This window comes from Piscinibacter lacus (assembly GCF_016735685.1).
Lineage (GTDB): Bacteria > Pseudomonadota > Gammaproteobacteria > Burkholderiales > Burkholderiaceae_C > Aquariibacter > Aquariibacter lacus.
Genome location: NZ_JAERRA010000001.1, coordinates 960207 through 977457, shown reverse-complemented (window position 1 = coordinate 977457; position 17251 = coordinate 960207). Strand labels below are relative to the sequence as shown.

Here is a 17251-nt window from a genome sequence, read left to right as displayed (position 1 = left end):
CGCGGAAAGAGGGATCAGGCGGCCGCCAGCACGCGGTCGAGCGCGGCCAGCAGGGTGTCGGTCTGCGCCTCGGTGCCGATGCTGATGCGCAGGAAATCGGCAATGCGCGCGGGCCGCGGGAACTGGCGCACCAGCACCTTGTGCTCGCGCAGCGCTGCGGCCAGGGCCGCGCCGGCATGGCCGGGGTGGCGGGCGAAGACGAAGTTGGCGGCCGAGGGCAGCACCTGGAAGCCGCGCGCGGCCAGCGCCGCCGTCAGCCGCTCGCGGGTGGCGACGATGCGCGCGCAGGTGGCGGCAAACCAGGCCTCGTCCTGCATGGAAGCGACCGCGCCCGCCGCTGCCACCCGGTCCAGCGGGTAGGAGTTGAAGCTGTCCTTCACCCGCGTCAGCGCCTCGATCAGCGCCGGGTCGCCCAGCGCATAGCCCACCCGCAGGCCGGCCAGCGCGCGCGACTTGGACAGCGTGCGGGTGACCAGCAGTTGCGGATAGCGGTCGATCAGGGCCGCGGCCGATTCGCCGCCGAAATCGACATAGGCCTCGTCGATCACGACTGGCGCATCCGGCACGCCGTCGAGCAGGCGGCGGATCTCGGCCCGCGGCAGGGCCATGCCGGTGGGTGCATTCGGATTGGGGAAGATGATGGCGCCGGCGCCCTGGGCATCGCCTGTGGCGGCGAGGAAATCATCGACGCGGATGCCGAAGTCCTCGGCCAGCGGCAGCTCGCGGGTGTGGATGCCATAGAGCTTGGCATAGACCGGATAGAAGCTGTAGGAGATGTCCGGGTGCAGCAGCGGCGCCTCGTGCTTGAGCAGGGCGAGGAAGGCATGGGCCAACACCTCGTCCGAGCCATTGCCGACGAAGACCTGGGCGGGCTTGAGGCCGTGATGGGCGGCGATGGCCTCGCGCAGCGCGCTGGACTGCGGGTCGGGATAAAGGCGCAGGGCCTCGCCCGTCTGCGCCGCCATCGCGGCCAGCACGGCCTCGCTGGGGCCGTAGGGGCACTCGTTGGTGTTGAGCTTGACGAGGCCCTCGATGCGGGGCTGTTCGCCCGGCACATAGGGGGTCAGGCGGTGGACGACATCGCTCCAGTAGCGGCTCATCGGGGGGCTTTCAGGGGGCGCGGCTTCAAGCCGGCGCCCCGGGGGGTTCGCGGAAGGGGTCGACGATGCGCACGCCGCCAAGTTGCAGCCCGTGCTGCAGGTCCTCGGTGAGCATCACCGCACAGCCTTGCTGGCGGGCGGCGGCCACCATCAGCGCGTCCCAGTAGCTCAAGGGATGCTGGTCCTGGATCTCCCAGGCCAGATCGACGGTGGCCTCGTCGACCAGCAGAGGCCGCCACAGGCGGTAGCGGGCGACCATGGCACGCGCTTCGCGCAGGGCCAGCTTGGGCGCCAGGCGGCGCAGGTTCACGTAGAACTCGTGTAGCACCTGGGTGCTGATGCGGCCGCTGTCGGTCTGCCAGCATTGCTGCAGCCAGCGGCTGGCGGCCCGCTGCTTGTCCGGGCTGCGTGGATCCTGCGCGTAGAGCAGGACGTTGGTGTCAACGAAAACGGTCGAGGCGTTCGGCATAGATCTCCTCGCGCGTCAGCGGCGGGCCTTCGAAGGGCAGCAGGCGGAACTCCAGCGCCTCGCGCATCGCGCGCTCGTAGGCATCGTCGTGGCGCATCTTCTCGGCCAGCATCTCGCCGATCAGGCGGGAGACGCTGGTATTGCGCCGCGCGGCTTCCAGGCGGGCCCATTCGGCGACGCTTTCTTCCATGGTGACGGTGACGTTTTTCATCGCAGGCTCCCGGGCCCGGCCCTCAGCGGGACGCAAGGCAAAAGACACGAAGTTCGTGTTGCACGATTTTCGTGTCCATGCCGTGCCCGGTCAAGTTCGCTGCGGCGGCACCACGGGCAGGCGCAGCTCGGCGGCCCGGGCATGGGCTTGCAGGCCTTCGCCGTAGGCCAGCTCGGCGGCGATCGGGCCCAGCACGGCGGCGCCGGCCGCGCTGACCTCGATCAGGCTGCTGCGCTTCTGGAAGTCGTAGACGCCCAGCGGCGAGGAAAAGCGCGCCGTGCCGCTGGTCGGCAGCACGTGATTGGGGCCGGCGCAGTAGTCGCCCAGGCTCTCGCTGGTGTAGGCGCCCAGGAAGATCGCGCCGGCGTGGCGCAGCAGCGGCTCCCAGCGATGCGGCTCGGCGCTCGACACCTCCAGGTGCTCGGGCGCGATGCGGTTGCTGATGGCGCAGGCCTCGTCCATGTCGCGGGTCAGGATCAGCGCGCCGCGGCCTTCCAGGCTGGCGCGGATCACTTCCCGGCGCGGCATGCCGGGCAGCAGGCGGTCGATGGCGGCCTGCACTGCATCCAGGTAGGCCGCGTCGGGGCAGAGCAGGATGCTCTGCGCCAGCTCGTCATGCTCGGCCTGGCTGAAGAGATCGATGGCCACCCAGTCGGCCGGCGTGCTGCCGTCAGCCAGCACCAGGATCTCGCTGGGCCCGGCAATCATGTCGATGCCCACTTGCCCGAACACGCGGCGCTTGGCGCTGGCCACATAGGCATTGCCGGGGCCGGTGATCTTGTCGACCCGCGGCACGGTGGCCGTGCCATAGGCCAGGGCCGCCACGGCCTGCGCGCCGCCCAGGGTGAAGGCGCGGTGCACGCCCGCCACATAGGCGGCGGCCAGCACCAGCGGGTTCTTCTCGCCGCGCGGGGTGGGCACGACCATGACGATCTCGCCGACCCCGGCCACCTGGGCCGGGATGGCATTCATCAGCACGCTGCTCGGGTAGGCCGCCTTGCCGCCCGGCACATAGATGCCGACACGGTCCAGCGGCGTGACCTTCTGGCCGAGCAGGCTGCCGTCCTCGTCGCGGTAGCTCCAGCTTCGGCCGCAGGCTTCGAGCTGGCGCGCGTGGTAGCTGCGGACGCGGGCGGCGGCGGCCTCCAGGGCCACGCGCTGGGCGTCCGGCAAGCCTTCGAAGGCGGCCTTCAGCTCGGCGCGGCTCAGCTCCAGCGCAGCGACGCTGGCGGCGTTCAGGCCGTCGAAGCGGGCGGTGCATTCCAGCACCGCCGCGTCGCCGCGCATGCGGACGGCCTCGACGATCTCGGCCACCCGGTCCTCGATGGCGGCATCGGTCTCGGCCGACCAGTGCAGCACGCGCTGGAAATCGGCCTCGAAGCCGTCGGCGGTGGTGGCAAGGCGGCGGATCGCAACAGGGGCAGACATCGGGCAGACCTTCCGGGGTTCAGTCCTGCGGCAGGGCCGAGGCGAAGGCCTCGATCAGCCGGCGGATGGGCTCGCGCTGCAGCTTCAGCGCGGCGGCATTGACGACGAGGCGCGAGGAGACGTCCATGATCTTCTCGACCTCGCGCAGGTGGTTGGCGCGCAGCGTGCCGCCGGTCGAGACCAGGTCGACGATGGCATCGGCCAGGCCCGTGAGCGGCGCCAGCTCCATCGAGCCGTAGAGCTTGATCAGGTCGACATGCACGCCCTTGTCGGCAAAGTGCTGGCGGGCCAGGTGCACATACTTGCTGGCCACGCGGATGCGCGAACCCTGGCGCACGGCGCTGGCGTAGTCGAAGTCCTCGCGCACGGCTACGCTCAGGCGGCAGCGGGCGATCTTCAGGTCCAGCGGCTGGTAGAGGCCGGAGCTGGCACCGACGCCGCCGGCCGCATGTTCGAGCAGCACATCGCGGCCGGCCACGCCCAGGTCGGCGCCGCCATGCTCGACATAGGTCGGCACATCGCTGGCGCGGACCATCACGATGCGCACATCCGGCTGGTTAGTCGGCAGGATGAGCTTGCGCGACTTCTCCGGATCCTCGCCCACGGTGATGCCGGCGGCGGCCAGCAGCGGCAGCGTCTCCTCGAAGATGCGGCCCTTGGAAAGCGCCAGGGTGATCATGCGTAATCCTCCGTGGCCGCGCCGGCCTTGACGCGCTCGATGTCGGCGCCGAGCGCGCGCAGCTTGGCTTCCATGCGGTCGTAGCCGCGGTCCAGGTGGTAGATGCGGTCGACCACGGTCACGCCCTCGGCCACCAGGCCGGCGATCACCAGGCTGGCCGAGGCGCGCAGGTCGGTGGCCATCACGGTGGCGCCGGACAGGCGCGCGCCGCCGCGCACCACGGCCGTGTGGCCGTCGATCTCGATGGCCGCGCCGAGCCGCAGCAGCTCGTTCACATGCATGTAGCGGTTCTCGAAGATGGTCTCGATGATCACCGCGGTGCCGGCGGCCACGCAGTCCATGGCCATGAACTGGGCCTGCATGTCGGTCGGGAAGGCGGGGTATTCGCGGGTGCGGAAGCCCACTGCCTTCAGGCCAGCGGCGCCGGGCGAGCGCACGCGCAGGGCTTCGTCCGGCGTGCCGGGCGCACCCAGGGCCTCGACCGTGACGCCGGCCTCGGCCAGCTTCTCGATCACGGACTCCAGGTGGCCGGCGCGGGCGCCGCGCAGCAGCACCTCGCCGCCGGTGGCGGCCACGGCGCAGAGGAAGGTGCCGGCCTCGATGCGGTCCGGGATGATGCGGTGCGGCTGCGCCGGCGCATGCAGGGCCGCCACGCCTTCGATGGTGATGCGGTGCGTGCCTTGGCCCGTGATGCGCGCGCCCATGGCGATCAGCAGCTCGGCCAGGTCGGTGACCTCGGGCTCCAGCGCCGCGTTCTCCAGCACCGTCGTGCCCTCGGCCAGGGTGGCGGCCATCATCAGGTTCTCGGTGCCGGTCACGGTGACCATGTCGGTCGTGATGCGGGCACCCTTCAGGCGGCCGCCGGCCGGGGCCTCGGCCTCGATGTAGCCGTGCTCGACGCGGATCGTCGCCCCCATGGCCTGCAGGCCCTTGATGTGCTGATCGACCGGCCGCGAGCCAATGGCGCAGCCGCCCGGCAGCGAGACCCGCGCCCGGCCGCAGCGCGCCAGCAGCGGGCCCAGGGCCAGGATGGCGGCGCGCATGGTCTTGACCAGCTCATAGGGCGCCTCGGGTCGCAGCAGCTCGGCGGCATCCAGGCGCCAGCATTCGCCGGCCGGGCAGCGGTCGTCGTCCAGGCGCTCGGCCTGCACGCCCATGTGGGCCAGCAGCTTGCGCATGGTCGCCACGTCCTGCAGGCGCGGCACATTGGCCAGCGTCATCGGCCCGGCGGTCAGCAGCGCCGCGCAAAGCTCGGGCAGCGCGGCATTCTTGGCGCCGGCGATGGCCACCTCGCCTTGGAGGGCGCGGCCGCCGCGGATCAGGAGTTGGTCCATCGTGGAAAGCCGCCGGGCCCGCGCCGGAAGCGGCTGCGCCAGGATGCGCGCACCGCCTGCCGGACCGCGCGGGCCGCGCGGCCGGAATCAGGGGTGGGTGGGGTGGGCCGCGGCGGCGTCGAACTCCGCCGGGGTCAGGGTCTTCATCGACAGCGCATGGATCTGCTCGCGCATCCGGTCACCGAGCGCGCGGTAGACGCGCTGGTGCCGCGCCACCCGGCTCAGGCCGTCGAACTCGGGCGAGACGATGGTCGCGAAGAAGTGCCGGCCGTCACCCTCGACCTGGAGCTGGGTGCATTGCAGGCCCAGCGCGATGTAGCGCCGGACGTCGTCGGGGGTCGGATCAGCCATCGCGCGATTGTAGTGAGGCCGGCTTCCCGGCCCTTCAGTGGCGGATCTTGTAGCCGCTGGCCAGCAGCCGCAGCGCAAGCGCGGCAATGCCGAGGAAGGCGCTGCCGACGATCAGCAGGCTCAGCCAGGGCGAGACGTCGCTGACGCCGAAGAAGCCGCGCCGGAAGCCGTCGACCATGTAGAAGAAGGGGTTCAGGTGGCTGACCGCCTGCCACACCGCCGGCAGGCTGTGCACCGAGTAGAAGACGCCGGCCAGGAAGGTCATGGGCATGATCAGGAAGTTCTGGAAGGCCGCCATCTGGTCGAACTTGTCGGCCCACAGGCCGGCGATCAGGCCCAGGGCACCGAGCATGCCGGCGCCCAGCACGGCGAAGACCAGCGCCCACAGCGGCTCGGCCAGGCGCAGCGGCGCGAACCAGGCCGTGACCAGCAGCACCCCGCCGCCCACCACCAGGCCGCGCACCACGGCCGCGCCGACATAGGCCGCGAACCAGGCCCAGTGCGACAGCGGCGTGACCAGCAGGAAGACCAGGTTGCCGGTGATCTTGCTCTGCACCAGCGAGGACGAGCTGTTCGCAAAGGCGTTCTGCAGCACGCTCATCATCACCAGGCCGGGGATGAGGAAGGCGGTGTAGCCCACGCCCTCGAAGACCTGCACCCGCTCGTCCAGCACATGGCCGAAGATCAACAGGTAGAGCACGGCCGTCAGCACCGGCGCGGCGATGGTCTGGAAGGCCACCTTCCAGAAGCGCAGCATCTCCTTGTGGAACAGCGGGGCGGCGCCGGCCAGTGCGCGGCGGATGGCGGCGATCATCGGGCCGCCTCCGGAGCCTGCGCGGCCATCAGGCCGAGGAAGACATCCTCCAGGTCGGCGCGGCCGATCTCCAGGTCCTCGACACGCACGCCGGCCTCGCGCAGGCTGGCCAGCAGGGTCTCGATGCCGTGCACCTCGCGCGCCGGCAACTGCACGGTGCGGCCGGTGACACGGGCCTGCGCAGCCAGGGCGGGCGGCAGCGCATCGTCGGTCTTGAAGCGCAGCACCGGATGGGCCGCGCCGGCCAGCAGCGCGGCCGTGCGATCCAGCGCCACCACCCGGCCCTGCTTGAGCATGGCGATGCGATGGCACAGGGCCTCCGCCTCTTCCAGGTAGTGGGTGGTCAGCAGCACGGTGTGGCCGGCGCGGTTCAGGCGGCTGATGAAGGCCCAGAGCGTCTGGCGCAGCTCCACGTCGACGCCGGCCGTCGGCTCGTCGAGCACGATCACCGGCGGGCGGTGCACCAGGGCCTGGGCCACCAGCACCCGGCGCTTCATGCCGCCGGAGAGCTGGCGCATGTTGGCGCCGGCCTTGTCGGCCAGGCCCAGGGCCTCCAGCAGCTCGTCGATCCAGGCCTCGTTGTGGCGCAGGCCGAAGTAGCCGCTCTGGATGCGCAACGCCTCGCGCACGCTGAAGAAGGGGTCGAAGACCAGCTCCTGCGGCACGATGCCCAGCGCGCGCCGCGCCGCGGCGTAGTCGCTGACCACGTCATGGCCCATCACCTCGATGCGACCGGCGCTGGCCCGGGCCAGGCCGGCCAGCAGGCTGATGAGCGTCGTCTTGCCCGCGCCGTTGGGGCCGAGCAGGCCGAAGAACTCGCCCGGCTGGATGTCGAAGCTGACGCCCTGCAAGGCCTGAAGCGGGGCCGCGCCCTTGCGCGCATAGCGCTTCTCGACCCCCTCGAAACGCACCGCCGGGTGGCCGGGCGGCGGCGAGGCCGGGGCCGGCAGGGCGGCGGAAAGGGAATCGGGCAAGGGGCAGGCCGGTGGACGCGAAGCATGTGATTCTAGGGAGCGTGCCCCCGGCCGTCCGGTGGTAAAAGCAGCGGCCCGGCAGTCCCGCTCCCGAGGCCTGCCCTGCCCCTCCCCTGGAAGCCCCATGGCCGATCTGCGCATCCTCTTCGAACAGGCGGTCGCCGCCTCCAAGCAACTCAGCGAGCGGCCCGACAACGCCACCCTGCTCAAGCTGTATGCGCTCTACAAGCAGGCCACCGCCGGCGATGCGGAGGGCGAGCGGCCGGGCTTTGCCGACTTCGTCGGCCGCGCCAAGTTCGACGCCTGGGCCGAGCTCAAGGGCCTGGCGCCGGATGCGGCGATGCAGAAGTACATCGACCTGATCGAAGATCTCACCTGAGCGCCACGGCCGGCCGGCACCTTTCGTGCTAATCGGTCGGGGGGCTGCATACGGAGCAAGCCCGGCTGCCCTTCCCCTCCCCTCCCGCTCGCCCATCCGCACCATGCTGAGACGCCTGCTGCGCCAACTGGCCCTGCGACACGGGCGTTGTGTTCGGTTGTACCGACGCCTGTACGTGCGCACGGTCAAGCAGCATGTTGAATTCTTGCGAGCCCACGGCGGCCTGCGGCACATCGGCGAGCGGGTGCACATCAACCTCGGCGCGAGCATCACCGACCCGGCCTATGTCTGGCTCGGCAGCAACATCGTGCTGTCCGATTGCAGCCTGATCGGGCATGACGCCTCGGCGGCGGTGTTCTCGCAGCTTGGGCTTGAACCGGTCGACGCGGTCGGGCGCATCGTCATCCACGACCATGTCTTCATCGGCCACGGCGCCGTGGTGCTGCGCAATGTGTCGATCGGGCCGCGCGCCATCGTCGCGGCCGGTGCCGTCGTCACCCAGGATGTGCCCGAGGGCAGCATCGTCGGCGGGGTGCCGGCCCGGGTGATCGGCCGCTTCGACGATTACCACGCCCGCCTGAAGGCCGAGACCGAGGCCCTGCCCTGGGCCGCGCTGATCCGTCAGCGCGGTGCCAGCGGCTTCGACGCCGCCCTGGAACCCGAGCTGATCCGGCAGCGCATCGCCCACTTCTTTCCGGCTGGGCGCTGAGCGGCCCGGCCGGCGGCGCCAATCAGGCGGCCGTGGGCGGCAGGCCAGCTTCCCCGGCCAGCAGTTGGTCGAGGTTGGCCTCGATCTCGGCCTGGATGCGCGGCGCGAACGCACCCAGCACCAGGCCCAACCGGGCCTCCAGGCTGAAATGATCGGCCGCCACGCGCAGCTCGCCCTGCACCCCGGACCGCTGGAATCGCACCACATCGGCCCCGTCCCCCGGCTGCGGGCTGCAGCGCATGCCGAAGCGGGCCTCGGCCTCGGCGGTCCAGCGGGTGGCCAGCTCGCGGGCCCGGTCCAGGCCCAGGGCATGGGGGCGGCGGATGTGAAGGACGGGCATGGCCGGGCAGCGGGTCAAGGGTTCGGGGGCGCCACCGGCTCGGGCGGCATGAGGGCGCGCAGTGTGGCCTCGCGCTCGGCCGCCGGCAAGCCGGCCAGGGCTTCGACGGCGGCATGGAAGCGGGCGAAGTCGCGGCCCTCGCGCTCGAACAAGGCCTCGAAGGCCGGCACCCAGCCGAAGTAGGCGGCCTGCAAGCCGAGCAGGGCATTGTTGGCCCGCGCGAACCAGGCGTCGTAGCGACGGTCGCCACCCCAGGCGCCGTCGCGCAGCGCGACATGGGCGGCGCGCAGCTCGGCATAGATGCGGTCCTTGTCGGCCGCCAGGCGCTCGGCCGGGCCGCCGGTGCGGTAGAGCGCATCGAGCTGGGCGCGGTAGCGGGCGACCAGGCCGCGGAAGGCCTCGCGCCGGGCCTCGAAGGCGGCATCGGCCGCGCGGGCCTCGGGGCCGGCCTCGGCTGCCAGCCAGCGCGCGCCGCCCAGGCGCTCGACGGCGGTGGCATAGCTTTCGTTGAAGGCCGTGTCGCCAGCCAGGTAGAGGCGCTGGTGGGCCAGCTCGTGGAAGATCAGCCGCGCCAGCTCGGGCTCGGGCCAGCGGATCAGGGTGGAGAGCAGCGGGTCGGCAAACCAGTCGCCCGGCAGCTTGCCGAGGGTGGAGTAGGCCGGCACCGGCAGGACGACGGTCTCCAGGCCCTCGGCCTCGCGCAGGCGGGCGGCCTCGGCCTCGGCGGCGGCGCGGTCGAAGTAACCGCGGTAGCCGACGCAGCCCGCCACCGGGAAGCACCAGCGGCGCAGCTCCAGCGAGAAAGGCGGCGCCGCCGCCACATTCCAGACCACCGCCGGGCGATCCAGCTCGGCATAGCGGCGGTAGCTGGCGTTGTCCGGCAGGGCAAGCTCGCGCACCGAGAAGTCGCGCATCCGCTGGCTGCGCTGCAAGCGCTCGCGCAGCTCGGCCGGGGTGGCCGGATCGGCGAGCAGCTCGGGCACGGGCCGCGCGGCCCGCAGCAAGGCCAGGTGGCCGCCGATGGATTGCGCGTAATAGCCCGCCGTCTCGCAGCCGGCGAGCGCAAGCAGGCTCGCCAGCAGCAGCAGCAGTCGGGAGAGCAGGCGCTTGGGCATGGCGGCCGGGATGATGGCATGCGCCCTTCCGGCCCCACGCCGGCCCGCCGTCACGGCCCGGGGTTACGATGGTCGAGCCCCTAGCCGAACCGCGAACCATGTCCACCCCCGACCCCGTGCTCGCCGCGCTGGATGCGGACCTGCCCGCCCTGACCGCCCTGCGCCGCGACCTGCATGCCCATCCGGAGCTGAGCTTCCAGGAAGAGCGCACCAGCGAGCTGGTCGCCCGCACGCTGGAAGGCTGGGGCATTCCGGTGATCCGCGGCCTGGGCAAGACCGGGGTGGTTGGCGTGATCAACGGCGGCAGCTCGCCGCGCGGCCTGGGCCTGCGGGCCGACATGGACGCGCTGCCGATGACCGAGCGCAACACCTTCGCGCACGCCAGCCGCCACCCCGGTCGCATGCACGCCTGCGGCCACGACGGCCACACCGCCACCCTGCTGGCCGCCGCGCGGCCGCTGCGCGATGCGGCCGCCGCCGGGCGGCTGGACGGCACGGTCTACCTGGTCTTCCAGCCGGCCGAGGAAGGCGGCGGCGGCGCGCGAGAAATGATGCGCGACGGCCTGTTCGAGCGCTGCCCGATGGATGCCATCTATGGCCTGCACAACTGGCCCGGCCTGCCCGAGGGCAGCTTCGCCGTCTGCGACGGGCCCTGCTTCGCATCGAGCAACGAGTTCCGCATCACGATCCACGGCAAGGGCGCGCATGCCGCCATGCCGCACCTGGGCATCGACCCGGTGCCGGTGGCCGCCGCCCTGATCCAGGCCTTCCAGACCATCGTCGCGCGCAATGTGCGGCCGATCGACACCGGGGTCGTCTCGGTCACGATGCTCAAGGCCGGCGAGGCCAGCAATGTGATCCCCGACCGCTGCGAACTGCAAGGCACGGTGCGCAGCTTCACGACCGAGGTGCTGGACCTGATCGAGCGCCGAATGCGCGAGCTGGCCGAGGGCCTGTGCGCGGCCTGGGGCGCGCGCTGCGACTTCGCCTTCCACCGCAACTACCCGCCCACGGTCAACCACCCGGCCGAGACGGCGCTGCTGCGCGAGGTGATGCAGCAGGTGGTCGGCCCCGAGCGCACCCTGGTCTTCGAGCCGACCATGGGCGCCGAGGACTTCAGCTTCTTCCTGCAGGCCAAGCCCGGCGCCTATTTCGTGCTGGGCAATGGCGACGGCGGCCACCGCGAGGCCGGCCACGGCCTGGGGCCCTGCATGCTGCACAACCCCAGCTACGACTTCAACGACCGGCTGATCCCGGTCGGCGCGCGGCTCTGGCTGGCGCTGGCCGAGCGCTGGCTCGCCCCGCAGCCGGTCTGAACCGCGGCATGCGGGCGGGCGCAGCCGGCCCGGCCAGCCGGCTGCGGCTCAGCCGCGCAGCCAGTCCAGCGCGGCGGCGGTGGAGCCGTCCAGGCCCGTGGTGTCGCCGCTGCCCAGGCGCGGCAGCAGGGCATTGCACAGGCTCTTGCCCAGCTCCACGCCCCACTGATCGAAGGGGTTGATGCCCCAGACCGTCGCGCTGGTGAAGACGCGGTGCTCGTACATCGACAGCAGCGCGCCGAGATGCCAGGGGTCCAGCCGCTCCAGCATCAGCAGGGTGCTGGGCCGGTTGCCCGGGAAGCGGCGGTGGCGGGCGATGAGATCCGGCGCCTGGTCGGGCGCGGCGGTCGGCACGGTCTCGCCCAGCGCCTGCTCGGCGGTCTTGCCGAGCATCAGGGCCTGGGCCTGGGCCAGGCCATTGGCCAGCAGCATGCGCTGCTGCTCGGCCAGCAGCGGGGCCAGGGCGGCGGCGGTGGCGGGCTTCATGCGCTCGACGCCGGTTGCGGGCTCGCGCACGAGGATGAACTCCACCGGCACCGTGTCCGTGCCCTGGTGCAGCATCTGGAAGAAGGCGTGCTGGCCGTTGGTGCCGGCCTCGCCCCAGACGACCGGGCTGGTCGCGAAGGGCAGAGGCTCGCCCGCGCGGTCCACGCCCTTGCCATTGCTCTCCATCTCCAGTTGCTGCAGCCAGGCCGGCAGCCGCGCCAGGCCCTGGTGATAGGGCGCCAGGTTGCGGCTGGCACAGCCCTGGAAGTTGCGCAGCCAGACATCGAGCAGGCCGAGCAAGGTCGGCAGGTTCTCGGCCAGTGGCGCCTCGGCGGCATGGCGGTCCATCGCATGGGCGCCGGCCAGCAGGGCGCGGAAGCCGGTCTCGCCCAGCGCCAGCGCGATCGGCAGGCCGATCGCGCTCCACAGCGAGTAGCGGCCGCCCACCCAGTCCCAGAAGCCGAAAGTGGTGGTGATGCCGAACTCGGCCGCCGCCTTCACATTCGTCGTGGTCGCGACGAAGTGGCGCGCGATGTCGCTTCCCCCCTCGGCCAGGAACCAGGCGCGGGCCAGCCGGGCATTGGCCAGGGTCTCCTGGGTGGTGAAGGTCTTGGAGGCGATGATGAACAGCGTCTCCTCGGGCTTCAGCCGGGCCAGCAGCGGCAGCAGGTCGTGGCCGTCGACATTGCCGGCGAAGTGCAGGCTGAGCGCCGGATGGCTGTGCGTGCGCAGGGCCGGCACGACCATCTGCGGGCCCAGGTCGCTGCCGCCGATCCCGAGGTTGACGATGTGGCGGATCGGCGGCCGGCCGCCGGGGCCGACACCGGCCTCGGCCTCGGCCCGCACGCCCTCGGCATAGGCCAGCATGCGGTCGAGCACGGCATGGATCTCGTCCTCGAAGGGCGCGCCGCTGCCGCGCGGCGCGCGCAGCGCGGTGTGCAGGGCCGGCCGGCCTTCGGTGGGGTTGGCCGTCCGGCCGGCGAACTGCGCGGCGCGCGCGGCCGGCAGGCCGACCTGTTCGGCCAGGGCAAGCAGCAGCCGGCGCACCTCGGCATCCCAGCGCTGCTTGGACAGGTCGGCGCGCAGGCCCGGGGCCTCGACGGTGAAGTGGCGCGCGCGCTGCGGGTCCGCGGCAAAGGCGTCTTGCAGTTGGAAGGCCTCGCCCTGGCGCTGGGGCAGTGCGCTCAGGGCCGCCCAGGCCGGGCAGCGGTCGCCGCGGAGCGGCAGGGTCGGGTCATTCGTCGGCATCGGCAGGGTCGGCAGCGGCCCGGTGGGGGCCGGGCGGTCAAAGGGCGAGGATCATCGCGTCGAGCTTGGCCGCGTCGGCGGCAAAGGCACGGATGCCTTCGGCCAGCTTCTCGGTGGCCATCGCGTCCTCGTTCAGCGCATAGCGGAAGGCGGCTTCGTCCAGGCGCGGCGCGGGCGCCGCGGCGGGCGGCACGGCGGCGGCATCCAGTGCCGGTGCGGTGTCCGGCCCGGCCGGCGCGGCCTGCAGCTCGGCAAGCAGTTCGGGGGCGATGGTCAGCAGGTCGCAACCGGACAAAGCAAGGATCTGGCCGGTGTTGCGGAAGCTGGCGCCCATCACCTCGGTGGCGATGCCGTGGGCCTTGAAGTAGCGCCAGATGCGGGCGACCGACTGCACGCCGGGATCGTTCGCGCCGGCCTGGGCCGCCGCATCCCAGGCCGGGCCGGCGGCCTTCTTGTACCAGTCGTGGATGCGTCCGACGAAGGGTGAGATCAGCCGCACGCCCACCTCGCCGCAGGCCTGGGCCTGGCAGAAGGCGAAGAGCAGGGTCAGGTTGGTGTGGATGCCCTGGGCCTCCAGCGCGCGGGCCGCCTGGATGCCCTCCCAGGTGGCGGCGATCTTGATCAGCACGCGCTCGCGGGCGATGCCCTCGGCCGCATACATCGCGATCAGCCGTTCGGCGCGGGCCTGGGTCGCGGCGGCGTCGAAGCTCAGGCGGGCGTCGACCTCGGTCGACACGCGGCCCGGCACCACGGCGAGGATCTCGCAGCCGAAACGCACCAGCACGCGGTCGACCAGGCGGTCGAGCGGCTCGCCACGGTGCGCCGCCGCGGTCTGCGCCAGCAGCGGCGCGTAATCCGGCTGGCGGACGGCCTTGAGGATGAGCGAGGGATTGGTCGTCGCATCGCGCGGCGCATAGGCCGCGATCTGCTTGAAGTCGCCGGTGTCGGCAACGACGATGGTGTGGCGCTTGAGCTGATCGAGCTGGCAGGTCATGGCGGCGGGAGGCCGGCCCCATGCCGGCTGGCCCGCATCCTAAGCCGTGCCGGTGTCGCCTTGAGGACGCTCTGCCGAAGCGGGCGGCTCGCTTGCAAGCAGCGGGGGCTCGACCCGGCTGGGTGCGGCCTTGCGGCTGCCGCGCTTGGCCGGGCTGCGCGCCTCGGCCGGGGCGTCTGCCGAAGCCGCGGCGGCGCGCGGCTTGCGCGAGGCCTTGGCGGGCGGCGCGGGCTTGGTCGGGGTCTCGTAGGGGCCGGCCTCGGCCGGGCGGCCGCTGCCGGGCGGCGGATCGGCCGGGGGCGCAAGCTCCAGCAGACCATCGATGCCGTAAAGCCGCGCCAGCTCGACGAGCGGCGCGGGCAGGCCGCTGACGCTGCACGCCCGGCCCCAGGCCCGGGCCAGGCGCCGGGTTTCGAGCAGCACGGCCAGCGCGCTGGAGTCGTAGCGGCCCAGGGCCGAGGCATCGACCTGCAAGGCTTCCTCGGCCGGGCTGCGCTGCAAGGCCTGGCGGGCCAGGCGCAGCACGTCCTCGGCCTCGGCCTCGGTCAGGGTCTCGGGCAGCATCAGCACGGCGCGGTCCGGCGGTTCAGCGCTTGCTGGCCAGGCTCTTGTTGCGCTCGGCCAGCTTGGCGATCAGGCCGTCGATGCCGCTGGCGGAAATCTCCTGCGCGAAGCTGGCGCGATAGGTCTCGACCAGCCAGACGCCGAGCACATTGACGTCATAGATCTTCCAGCCGCTGTCGGCCTTTTCCATGCGGTAGTCGAGCTGGATGGGCTCGCCGCGGCCGCGCACCTCGGAGCGCACGATGACCTCGGTGTCCTCGGGCCGGGCGCGCAGGGGCTTGAGCTCGATGGTCTGGTCGCGCACCTCGCTCAGCGCGCCGGCATAGGTGCGCACCAGCAGGGTCTTGAACTCTTCCTGCAAGCGCTTCTGCTGCTCGGGGCTGGCCTGGCGCCAGTTGCGGCCGACGGCCGAGGCGGTCATGCGCTGGAAGTTGACGTGGGGCAGGATCTTCTGGTCGACCAGCAGCATCACCTTCTGCACATCACCGGCCAGGATGCTCTTGTCGGCCTTGATGCTGTCGAGCACCGAGGTCGAGAGCTGCTTGATCAGCGCATCGGGCGCGCCACTGTCGGCGCGGGCCGCGGGGGCCAGCAGGCCCAGGCTCAGCAGGGCAGGCACAAGCCAGCGCAGCAGGCGGCGGAAAACGGTCATGGGCAATCCTCTGGGTGCAGCCCGGGCAGCGGGCGGTGGCTTTGGGAGTCGCGAAGCGGCCTGAGGTTCAGCCGGGCCGGTCAGGGCCGGGCGGGCAGGTCGTAGCGTTCCTCGTTTTGCGGCAGCTCGGGCGGCGCGCCGTCGTAGACGAGGTTTTGGCGGCGCTGCAGAAACGCGTTGCGGACAAAGCTGTACTTGTCGAGCGCGATCTGGTCGATCAACTGGCCGGCATCGAGCAGCTGGGCGCGTATCTCGATGATGCGCAGGCCGGTGAGCGCGATCACCTCGCCCGTGCCATCGACGAAGACGAGCGGCGAGAAGGCATTGCCCAGCGGCAGGTCGCTGACATCCCGCAAGCTGGTCGGCCCGAACAGCGGCAGCACCAGGTAGGCGCCAGAGCCGACGCCCCAGTGGCCCAGGGTCTGGCCGAAGTCCTCGTTGTAGCGCTTGAGGCCCATGGGCGTGGCCCAGTCGAGCAGGCCGCCGAAGCCCAGGGTGGTGTTGGTCGCGAAGCGGGTCCAGTCGCTGGCCGCGGCCTCGCCCTTGCCTTGCAGCACGTTGTTCAGTGCCGACCAAAGATCGCGGAAGTTGGCGAACACATTGGTGATGCCGGTTCGCACCAGTTCCGGCGTGACAGCCCGGTAGCCGCGCGCGGCGGGTTCGACCACGGCCTCGTCGAGCGCCTCGTTGAAGGCGAAGATCTTGCGGTTGACGGGCTCCAGCGGATCGGGGTTCTGCGTTGTCGCGCAGGCCCCCAGCGTCAGGGCAAGCGCAAGTGCGAGGGGCAGGCGTAGCGGTTGGCGTGCGGTGTTCATTTTTGGCCTCCCTGGGCACTGCTGTTGTCGGCGGCGCGGTTGTACAGGAACTGTCCGATCAGGTTCTCCAGCACCACGGCGGACTGGGTCATGGTGAGGGTGTCGCCGGCGGCCAGCGACTTCTCGGAGGCCCCGGGCTCCAGGCCGATGTACTGCTCGCCAAGCAGGCCCGAGGTCAGGATCTTGGCCGAGCTGTCCTTGGGGAAGTTGTAGCCGGTCTCCAGTTCCAGCACGACGCTGGCCTGGTAGCTCTGATCGTCGAAGCCGATCGACGCCACCCGGCCGACGACGACGCCCGCGCTCTTGACCGCCGCGCGCGGCTTGAGGCCGCCGATGTTGTCGAAGCGCGCCGTCACCGTGTAGGTGGGCGAGAAGCTCAGGCTCAGCAGGTTGCCGGCCTTGAGCGCCAGGAAGAGCAGGGCCGCGCCGCCGATCAGCACGAAGAGACCGACCCAGACGTCGTGTTTGGAAGCTTGCATGGGGCGTCCCGGGGAATCCGGTTCAGAGGGAGAACATCATCGCGGTCAGGACGAAATCCAGCGCGAGGACGGCCAGCGAGGCGACGACGACGGTGCGCGTGGTCGCACGCGACACGCCCTCCGGCGTGGGCTGGCAGGCATAGCCCTGGAGCAGGGCCACGAAGGTGACGGTCAGGCCGAAGACCAGGCTCTTGATCACGCCGTTGCCGACGTCAGAGAACACATCCACCCCGCCCTGCATCTGCGACCAGAAGGCGCCGGCGTCGACACCGATCATGACCACGCCCACCAGCCAGCCGCCGAAGATGCCCACGGCCGAGAAGACCGCGGCGAGCACGGGCATTGCGATCACGCCCGCCCAGAAGCGCGGCGCCAGCACGCGGCGCACCGGGTCGACGGCCATCATCTCCATCGCGGCGAGCTGCTCGCCGGCCTTCATCAGGCCGATCTCGGCCGTCAGCGAGGTGCCGGCCCGACCGGCAAACAGCAGGGCCGTGATGACCGGGCCGAGTTCGCGCACCAGCGACAGCGCCACCAGCAGGCCGAGCGAATCGGCCGCGCCATAGCGTTGCAGGGTGTAGTAGCCCTGCAGGCCGAGCACGAAGCCGACGAAGAGGCCCGAGACGGTGATGATCGCCAGCGAGTGGTTGCCGAGGAAGTGGATCTGCTCGCCGATCAGCCGGCCGCGGCGGAAGGCCGTGGGGCCCAGGCGCAGCAGCGTCTGAAAGAGGCGGGCGCCCGCCCCCAGGCCACCCAGCCAGCCGCGCACGCCCCCGCCGATCGAGGCCAGCATG

Annotated in this window: 21 protein-coding genes; 3 read left to right on the top strand and 18 right to left on the bottom strand. The window is 71.7% G+C overall.

What is annotated here, in order from left to right; all coding sequences use genetic code 11:
• Positions 1–14 precede the first annotated feature (14 nt).
• The 9 genes from hisC to JI742_RS04410 form a co-directional block, all read right to left on the bottom strand.
• On the bottom strand, positions 15–1100 hold the full coding sequence (gene hisC / locus JI742_RS04450) for a histidinol-phosphate transaminase (protein WP_201824315.1): 1086 nt from the start codon (positions 1098–1100) through the stop codon (positions 15–17).
• A 25-nt stretch (positions 1101–1125) separates the two neighbouring features.
• A complete protein-coding gene (locus JI742_RS04445) occupies positions 1126–1569 on the bottom strand; it encodes a PIN domain-containing protein (protein ID WP_201824313.1) in 444 nt (147 codons plus the stop codon).
• Positions 1541–1780, bottom strand: a complete 240-nt coding sequence (locus JI742_RS04440) for a CopG family transcriptional regulator (RefSeq protein WP_236676779.1) — start codon at positions 1778–1780, stop codon at positions 1541–1543. The genes JI742_RS04445 and JI742_RS04440 overlap by 29 nt, the downstream gene beginning before the upstream one ends.
• Positions 1781–1870: 90 nt before the next feature.
• Positions 1871–3208 (bottom strand): histidinol dehydrogenase, encoded by a 1338-nt coding sequence (hisD, locus tag JI742_RS04435; protein WP_201824311.1) that lies wholly within the window; start codon positions 3206–3208, stop codon positions 1871–1873.
• Between the two features lie 19 nt (positions 3209–3227).
• A complete protein-coding gene (gene hisG / locus JI742_RS04430; RefSeq protein ID WP_201824308.1) occupies positions 3228–3887 on the bottom strand; it encodes an ATP phosphoribosyltransferase in 660 nt (219 codons plus the stop codon).
• Positions 3884–5221: a UDP-N-acetylglucosamine 1-carboxyvinyltransferase gene (murA, locus tag JI742_RS04425; protein WP_201824306.1), complete on the bottom strand. Its 1338-nt coding sequence runs from the start codon at positions 5219–5221 to the stop codon at positions 3884–3886. The genes hisG and murA overlap by 4 nt, the downstream gene beginning before the upstream one ends.
• An 87-nt stretch (positions 5222–5308) precedes the next feature.
• Positions 5309–5572 (bottom strand): BolA family protein, encoded by a 264-nt coding sequence (locus JI742_RS04420; RefSeq protein ID WP_201824304.1) that lies wholly within the window; start codon positions 5570–5572, stop codon positions 5309–5311.
• 34 nt (positions 5573–5606) lie between these two features.
• Positions 5607–6386 (bottom strand): ABC transporter permease, encoded by a 780-nt coding sequence (locus JI742_RS04415; RefSeq protein WP_201824301.1) that lies wholly within the window; start codon positions 6384–6386, stop codon positions 5607–5609.
• Positions 6383–7360, bottom strand: a complete 978-nt coding sequence (locus tag JI742_RS04410; RefSeq protein WP_236676778.1) for an ABC transporter ATP-binding protein — start codon at positions 7358–7360, stop codon at positions 6383–6385. The genes JI742_RS04415 and JI742_RS04410 overlap by 4 nt, the downstream gene beginning before the upstream one ends.
• Positions 7361–7484: 124 nt before the next feature.
• Between JI742_RS04410 and JI742_RS04405 the strand changes: the two genes are divergently transcribed.
• A complete protein-coding gene (locus tag JI742_RS04405; protein ID WP_201824299.1) occupies positions 7485–7739 on the top strand; it encodes an acyl-CoA-binding protein in 255 nt (84 codons plus the stop codon).
• Between the two features lie 103 nt (positions 7740–7842).
• Positions 7843–8448, top strand: a complete 606-nt coding sequence (locus JI742_RS04400; RefSeq protein ID WP_201824297.1) for an acyltransferase — start codon at positions 7843–7845, stop codon at positions 8446–8448.
• Positions 8449–8470: 22 nt separating this feature from the next.
• Here the strand turns inward: JI742_RS04400 and JI742_RS04395 are convergent, their stop codons facing one another.
• Complete coding sequence (locus JI742_RS04395) at positions 8471–8788, bottom strand: polyhydroxyalkanoic acid system family protein (protein WP_201824295.1); 318 nt, start codon at positions 8786–8788, stop codon at positions 8471–8473.
• Between the two features lie 14 nt (positions 8789–8802).
• Entirely contained in the window at positions 8803–9903 is a 1101-nt protein-coding gene (locus JI742_RS04390) for an aminopeptidase (protein WP_201824293.1), read from the bottom strand.
• A 98-nt stretch (positions 9904–10001) separates the two neighbouring features.
• On the opposite strand from JI742_RS04390, the gene JI742_RS04385 reads away from it, so the two are divergent.
• On the top strand, positions 10002–11219 hold the full coding sequence (locus JI742_RS04385; protein ID WP_201824291.1) for a M20 aminoacylase family protein: 1218 nt from the start codon (positions 10002–10004) through the stop codon (positions 11217–11219).
• A gap of 48 nt (positions 11220–11267) precedes the next feature.
• On the opposite strand, the gene pgi is transcribed toward JI742_RS04385, so the two are convergent.
• From pgi to mlaE, 7 genes are all read right to left on the bottom strand, one after another.
• Positions 11268–12953, bottom strand: a complete 1686-nt coding sequence (gene pgi, locus JI742_RS04380) for a glucose-6-phosphate isomerase (RefSeq protein WP_201824290.1) — start codon at positions 12951–12953, stop codon at positions 11268–11270.
• Between the two features lie 37 nt (positions 12954–12990).
• Positions 12991–13947 carry a transaldolase gene (tal, locus tag JI742_RS04375; protein WP_201824289.1) on the bottom strand — a complete coding sequence of 319 codons (957 nt, stop codon included), beginning with the start codon at positions 13945–13947 and terminating at the stop codon, positions 12991–12993.
• 39 nt (positions 13948–13986) lie between these two features.
• Positions 13987–14511, bottom strand: coding sequence for an STAS domain-containing protein (locus JI742_RS14115; protein ID WP_350309658.1), 525 nt, complete (start codon positions 14509–14511; stop codon positions 13987–13989).
• A gap of 22 nt (positions 14512–14533) precedes the next feature.
• Complete coding sequence (locus tag JI742_RS04365) at positions 14534–15163, bottom strand: MlaC/ttg2D family ABC transporter substrate-binding protein (RefSeq protein ID WP_201824287.1); 630 nt, start codon at positions 15161–15163, stop codon at positions 14534–14536.
• Between the two features lie 80 nt (positions 15164–15243).
• Positions 15244–15978, bottom strand: a complete 735-nt coding sequence (locus JI742_RS04360) for an MlaA family lipoprotein (protein ID WP_201824286.1) — start codon at positions 15976–15978, stop codon at positions 15244–15246.
• Entirely contained in the window at positions 15975–16457 is a 483-nt protein-coding gene (gene mlaD / locus JI742_RS04355) for an outer membrane lipid asymmetry maintenance protein MlaD (RefSeq protein WP_201824284.1), read from the bottom strand. Before mlaD ends, JI742_RS04360 begins: the two co-directional genes overlap by 4 nt.
• Positions 16458–16479: 22 nt before the next feature.
• Positions 16480–17250 (bottom strand): lipid asymmetry maintenance ABC transporter permease subunit MlaE, encoded by a 771-nt coding sequence (gene mlaE, locus JI742_RS04350; protein WP_201826354.1) that lies wholly within the window; start codon positions 17248–17250, stop codon positions 16480–16482.
• Position 17251 lies beyond the last annotated feature (1 nt).

What these genes read in the sequence shown, in the direction of transcription:
- pgi (WP_201824290.1), bottom strand. Translation starts at nt 12,953, where the DNA reads ATGCCGACGAATGACCCGACCCTGCCGCTCCGCGGCGACCGCTGCCCG.
- JI742_RS04385 (WP_201824291.1), top strand. Translation starts at nt 10,002, where the DNA reads ATGTCCACCCCCGACCCCGTGCTCGCCGCGCTGGATGCGGACCTGCCC.
- tal (WP_201824289.1), bottom strand. Translation starts at nt 13,947, where the DNA reads ATGACCTGCCAGCTCGATCAGCTCAAGCGCCACACCATCGTCGTTGCC.
- murA (WP_201824306.1), bottom strand. Translation starts at nt 5,221, where the DNA reads ATGGACCAACTCCTGATCCGCGGCGGCCGCGCCCTCCAAGGCGAGGTG.
- JI742_RS04440 (WP_236676779.1), bottom strand. Translation starts at nt 1,780, where the DNA reads ATGAAAAACGTCACCGTCACCATGGAAGAAAGCGTCGCCGAATGGGCC.
- JI742_RS04420 (WP_201824304.1), bottom strand. Translation starts at nt 5,572, where the DNA reads ATGGCTGATCCGACCCCCGACGACGTCCGGCGCTACATCGCGCTGGGC.
- JI742_RS04360 (WP_201824286.1), bottom strand. Translation starts at nt 15,978, where the DNA reads ATGAACACCGCACGCCAACCGCTACGCCTGCCCCTCGCACTTGCGCTT.
- JI742_RS04365 (WP_201824287.1), bottom strand. Translation starts at nt 15,163, where the DNA reads ATGACCGTTTTCCGCCGCCTGCTGCGCTGGCTTGTGCCTGCCCTGCTG.
- JI742_RS04405 (WP_201824299.1), top strand. Translation starts at nt 7,485, where the DNA reads ATGGCCGATCTGCGCATCCTCTTCGAACAGGCGGTCGCCGCCTCCAAG.
- JI742_RS04395 (WP_201824295.1), bottom strand. Translation starts at nt 8,788, where the DNA reads ATGCCCGTCCTTCACATCCGCCGCCCCCATGCCCTGGGCCTGGACCGG.
- JI742_RS04390 (WP_201824293.1), bottom strand. Translation starts at nt 9,903, where the DNA reads ATGCCCAAGCGCCTGCTCTCCCGACTGCTGCTGCTGCTGGCGAGCCTG.
- hisC (WP_201824315.1), bottom strand. Translation starts at nt 1,100, where the DNA reads ATGAGCCGCTACTGGAGCGATGTCGTCCACCGCCTGACCCCCTATGTG.
- hisD (WP_201824311.1), bottom strand. Translation starts at nt 3,208, where the DNA reads ATGTCTGCCCCTGTTGCGATCCGCCGCCTTGCCACCACCGCCGACGGC.
- JI742_RS04415 (WP_201824301.1), bottom strand. Translation starts at nt 6,386, where the DNA reads ATGATCGCCGCCATCCGCCGCGCACTGGCCGGCGCCGCCCCGCTGTTC.
- mlaE (WP_201826354.1), bottom strand. Translation starts at nt 17,250, where the DNA reads ATGCTGGCCTCGATCGGCGGGGGCGTGCGCGGCTGGCTGGGTGGCCTG.
- JI742_RS14115 (WP_350309658.1), bottom strand. Translation starts at nt 14,511, where the DNA reads ATGCTGCCCGAGACCCTGACCGAGGCCGAGGCCGAGGACGTGCTGCGC.
- JI742_RS04445 (WP_201824313.1), bottom strand. Translation starts at nt 1,569, where the DNA reads ATGCCGAACGCCTCGACCGTTTTCGTTGACACCAACGTCCTGCTCTAC.
- hisG (WP_201824308.1), bottom strand. Translation starts at nt 3,887, where the DNA reads ATGATCACCCTGGCGCTTTCCAAGGGCCGCATCTTCGAGGAGACGCTG.
- JI742_RS04400 (WP_201824297.1), top strand. Translation starts at nt 7,843, where the DNA reads ATGCTGAGACGCCTGCTGCGCCAACTGGCCCTGCGACACGGGCGTTGT.
- mlaD (WP_201824284.1), bottom strand. Translation starts at nt 16,457, where the DNA reads ATGCAAGCTTCCAAACACGACGTCTGGGTCGGTCTCTTCGTGCTGATC.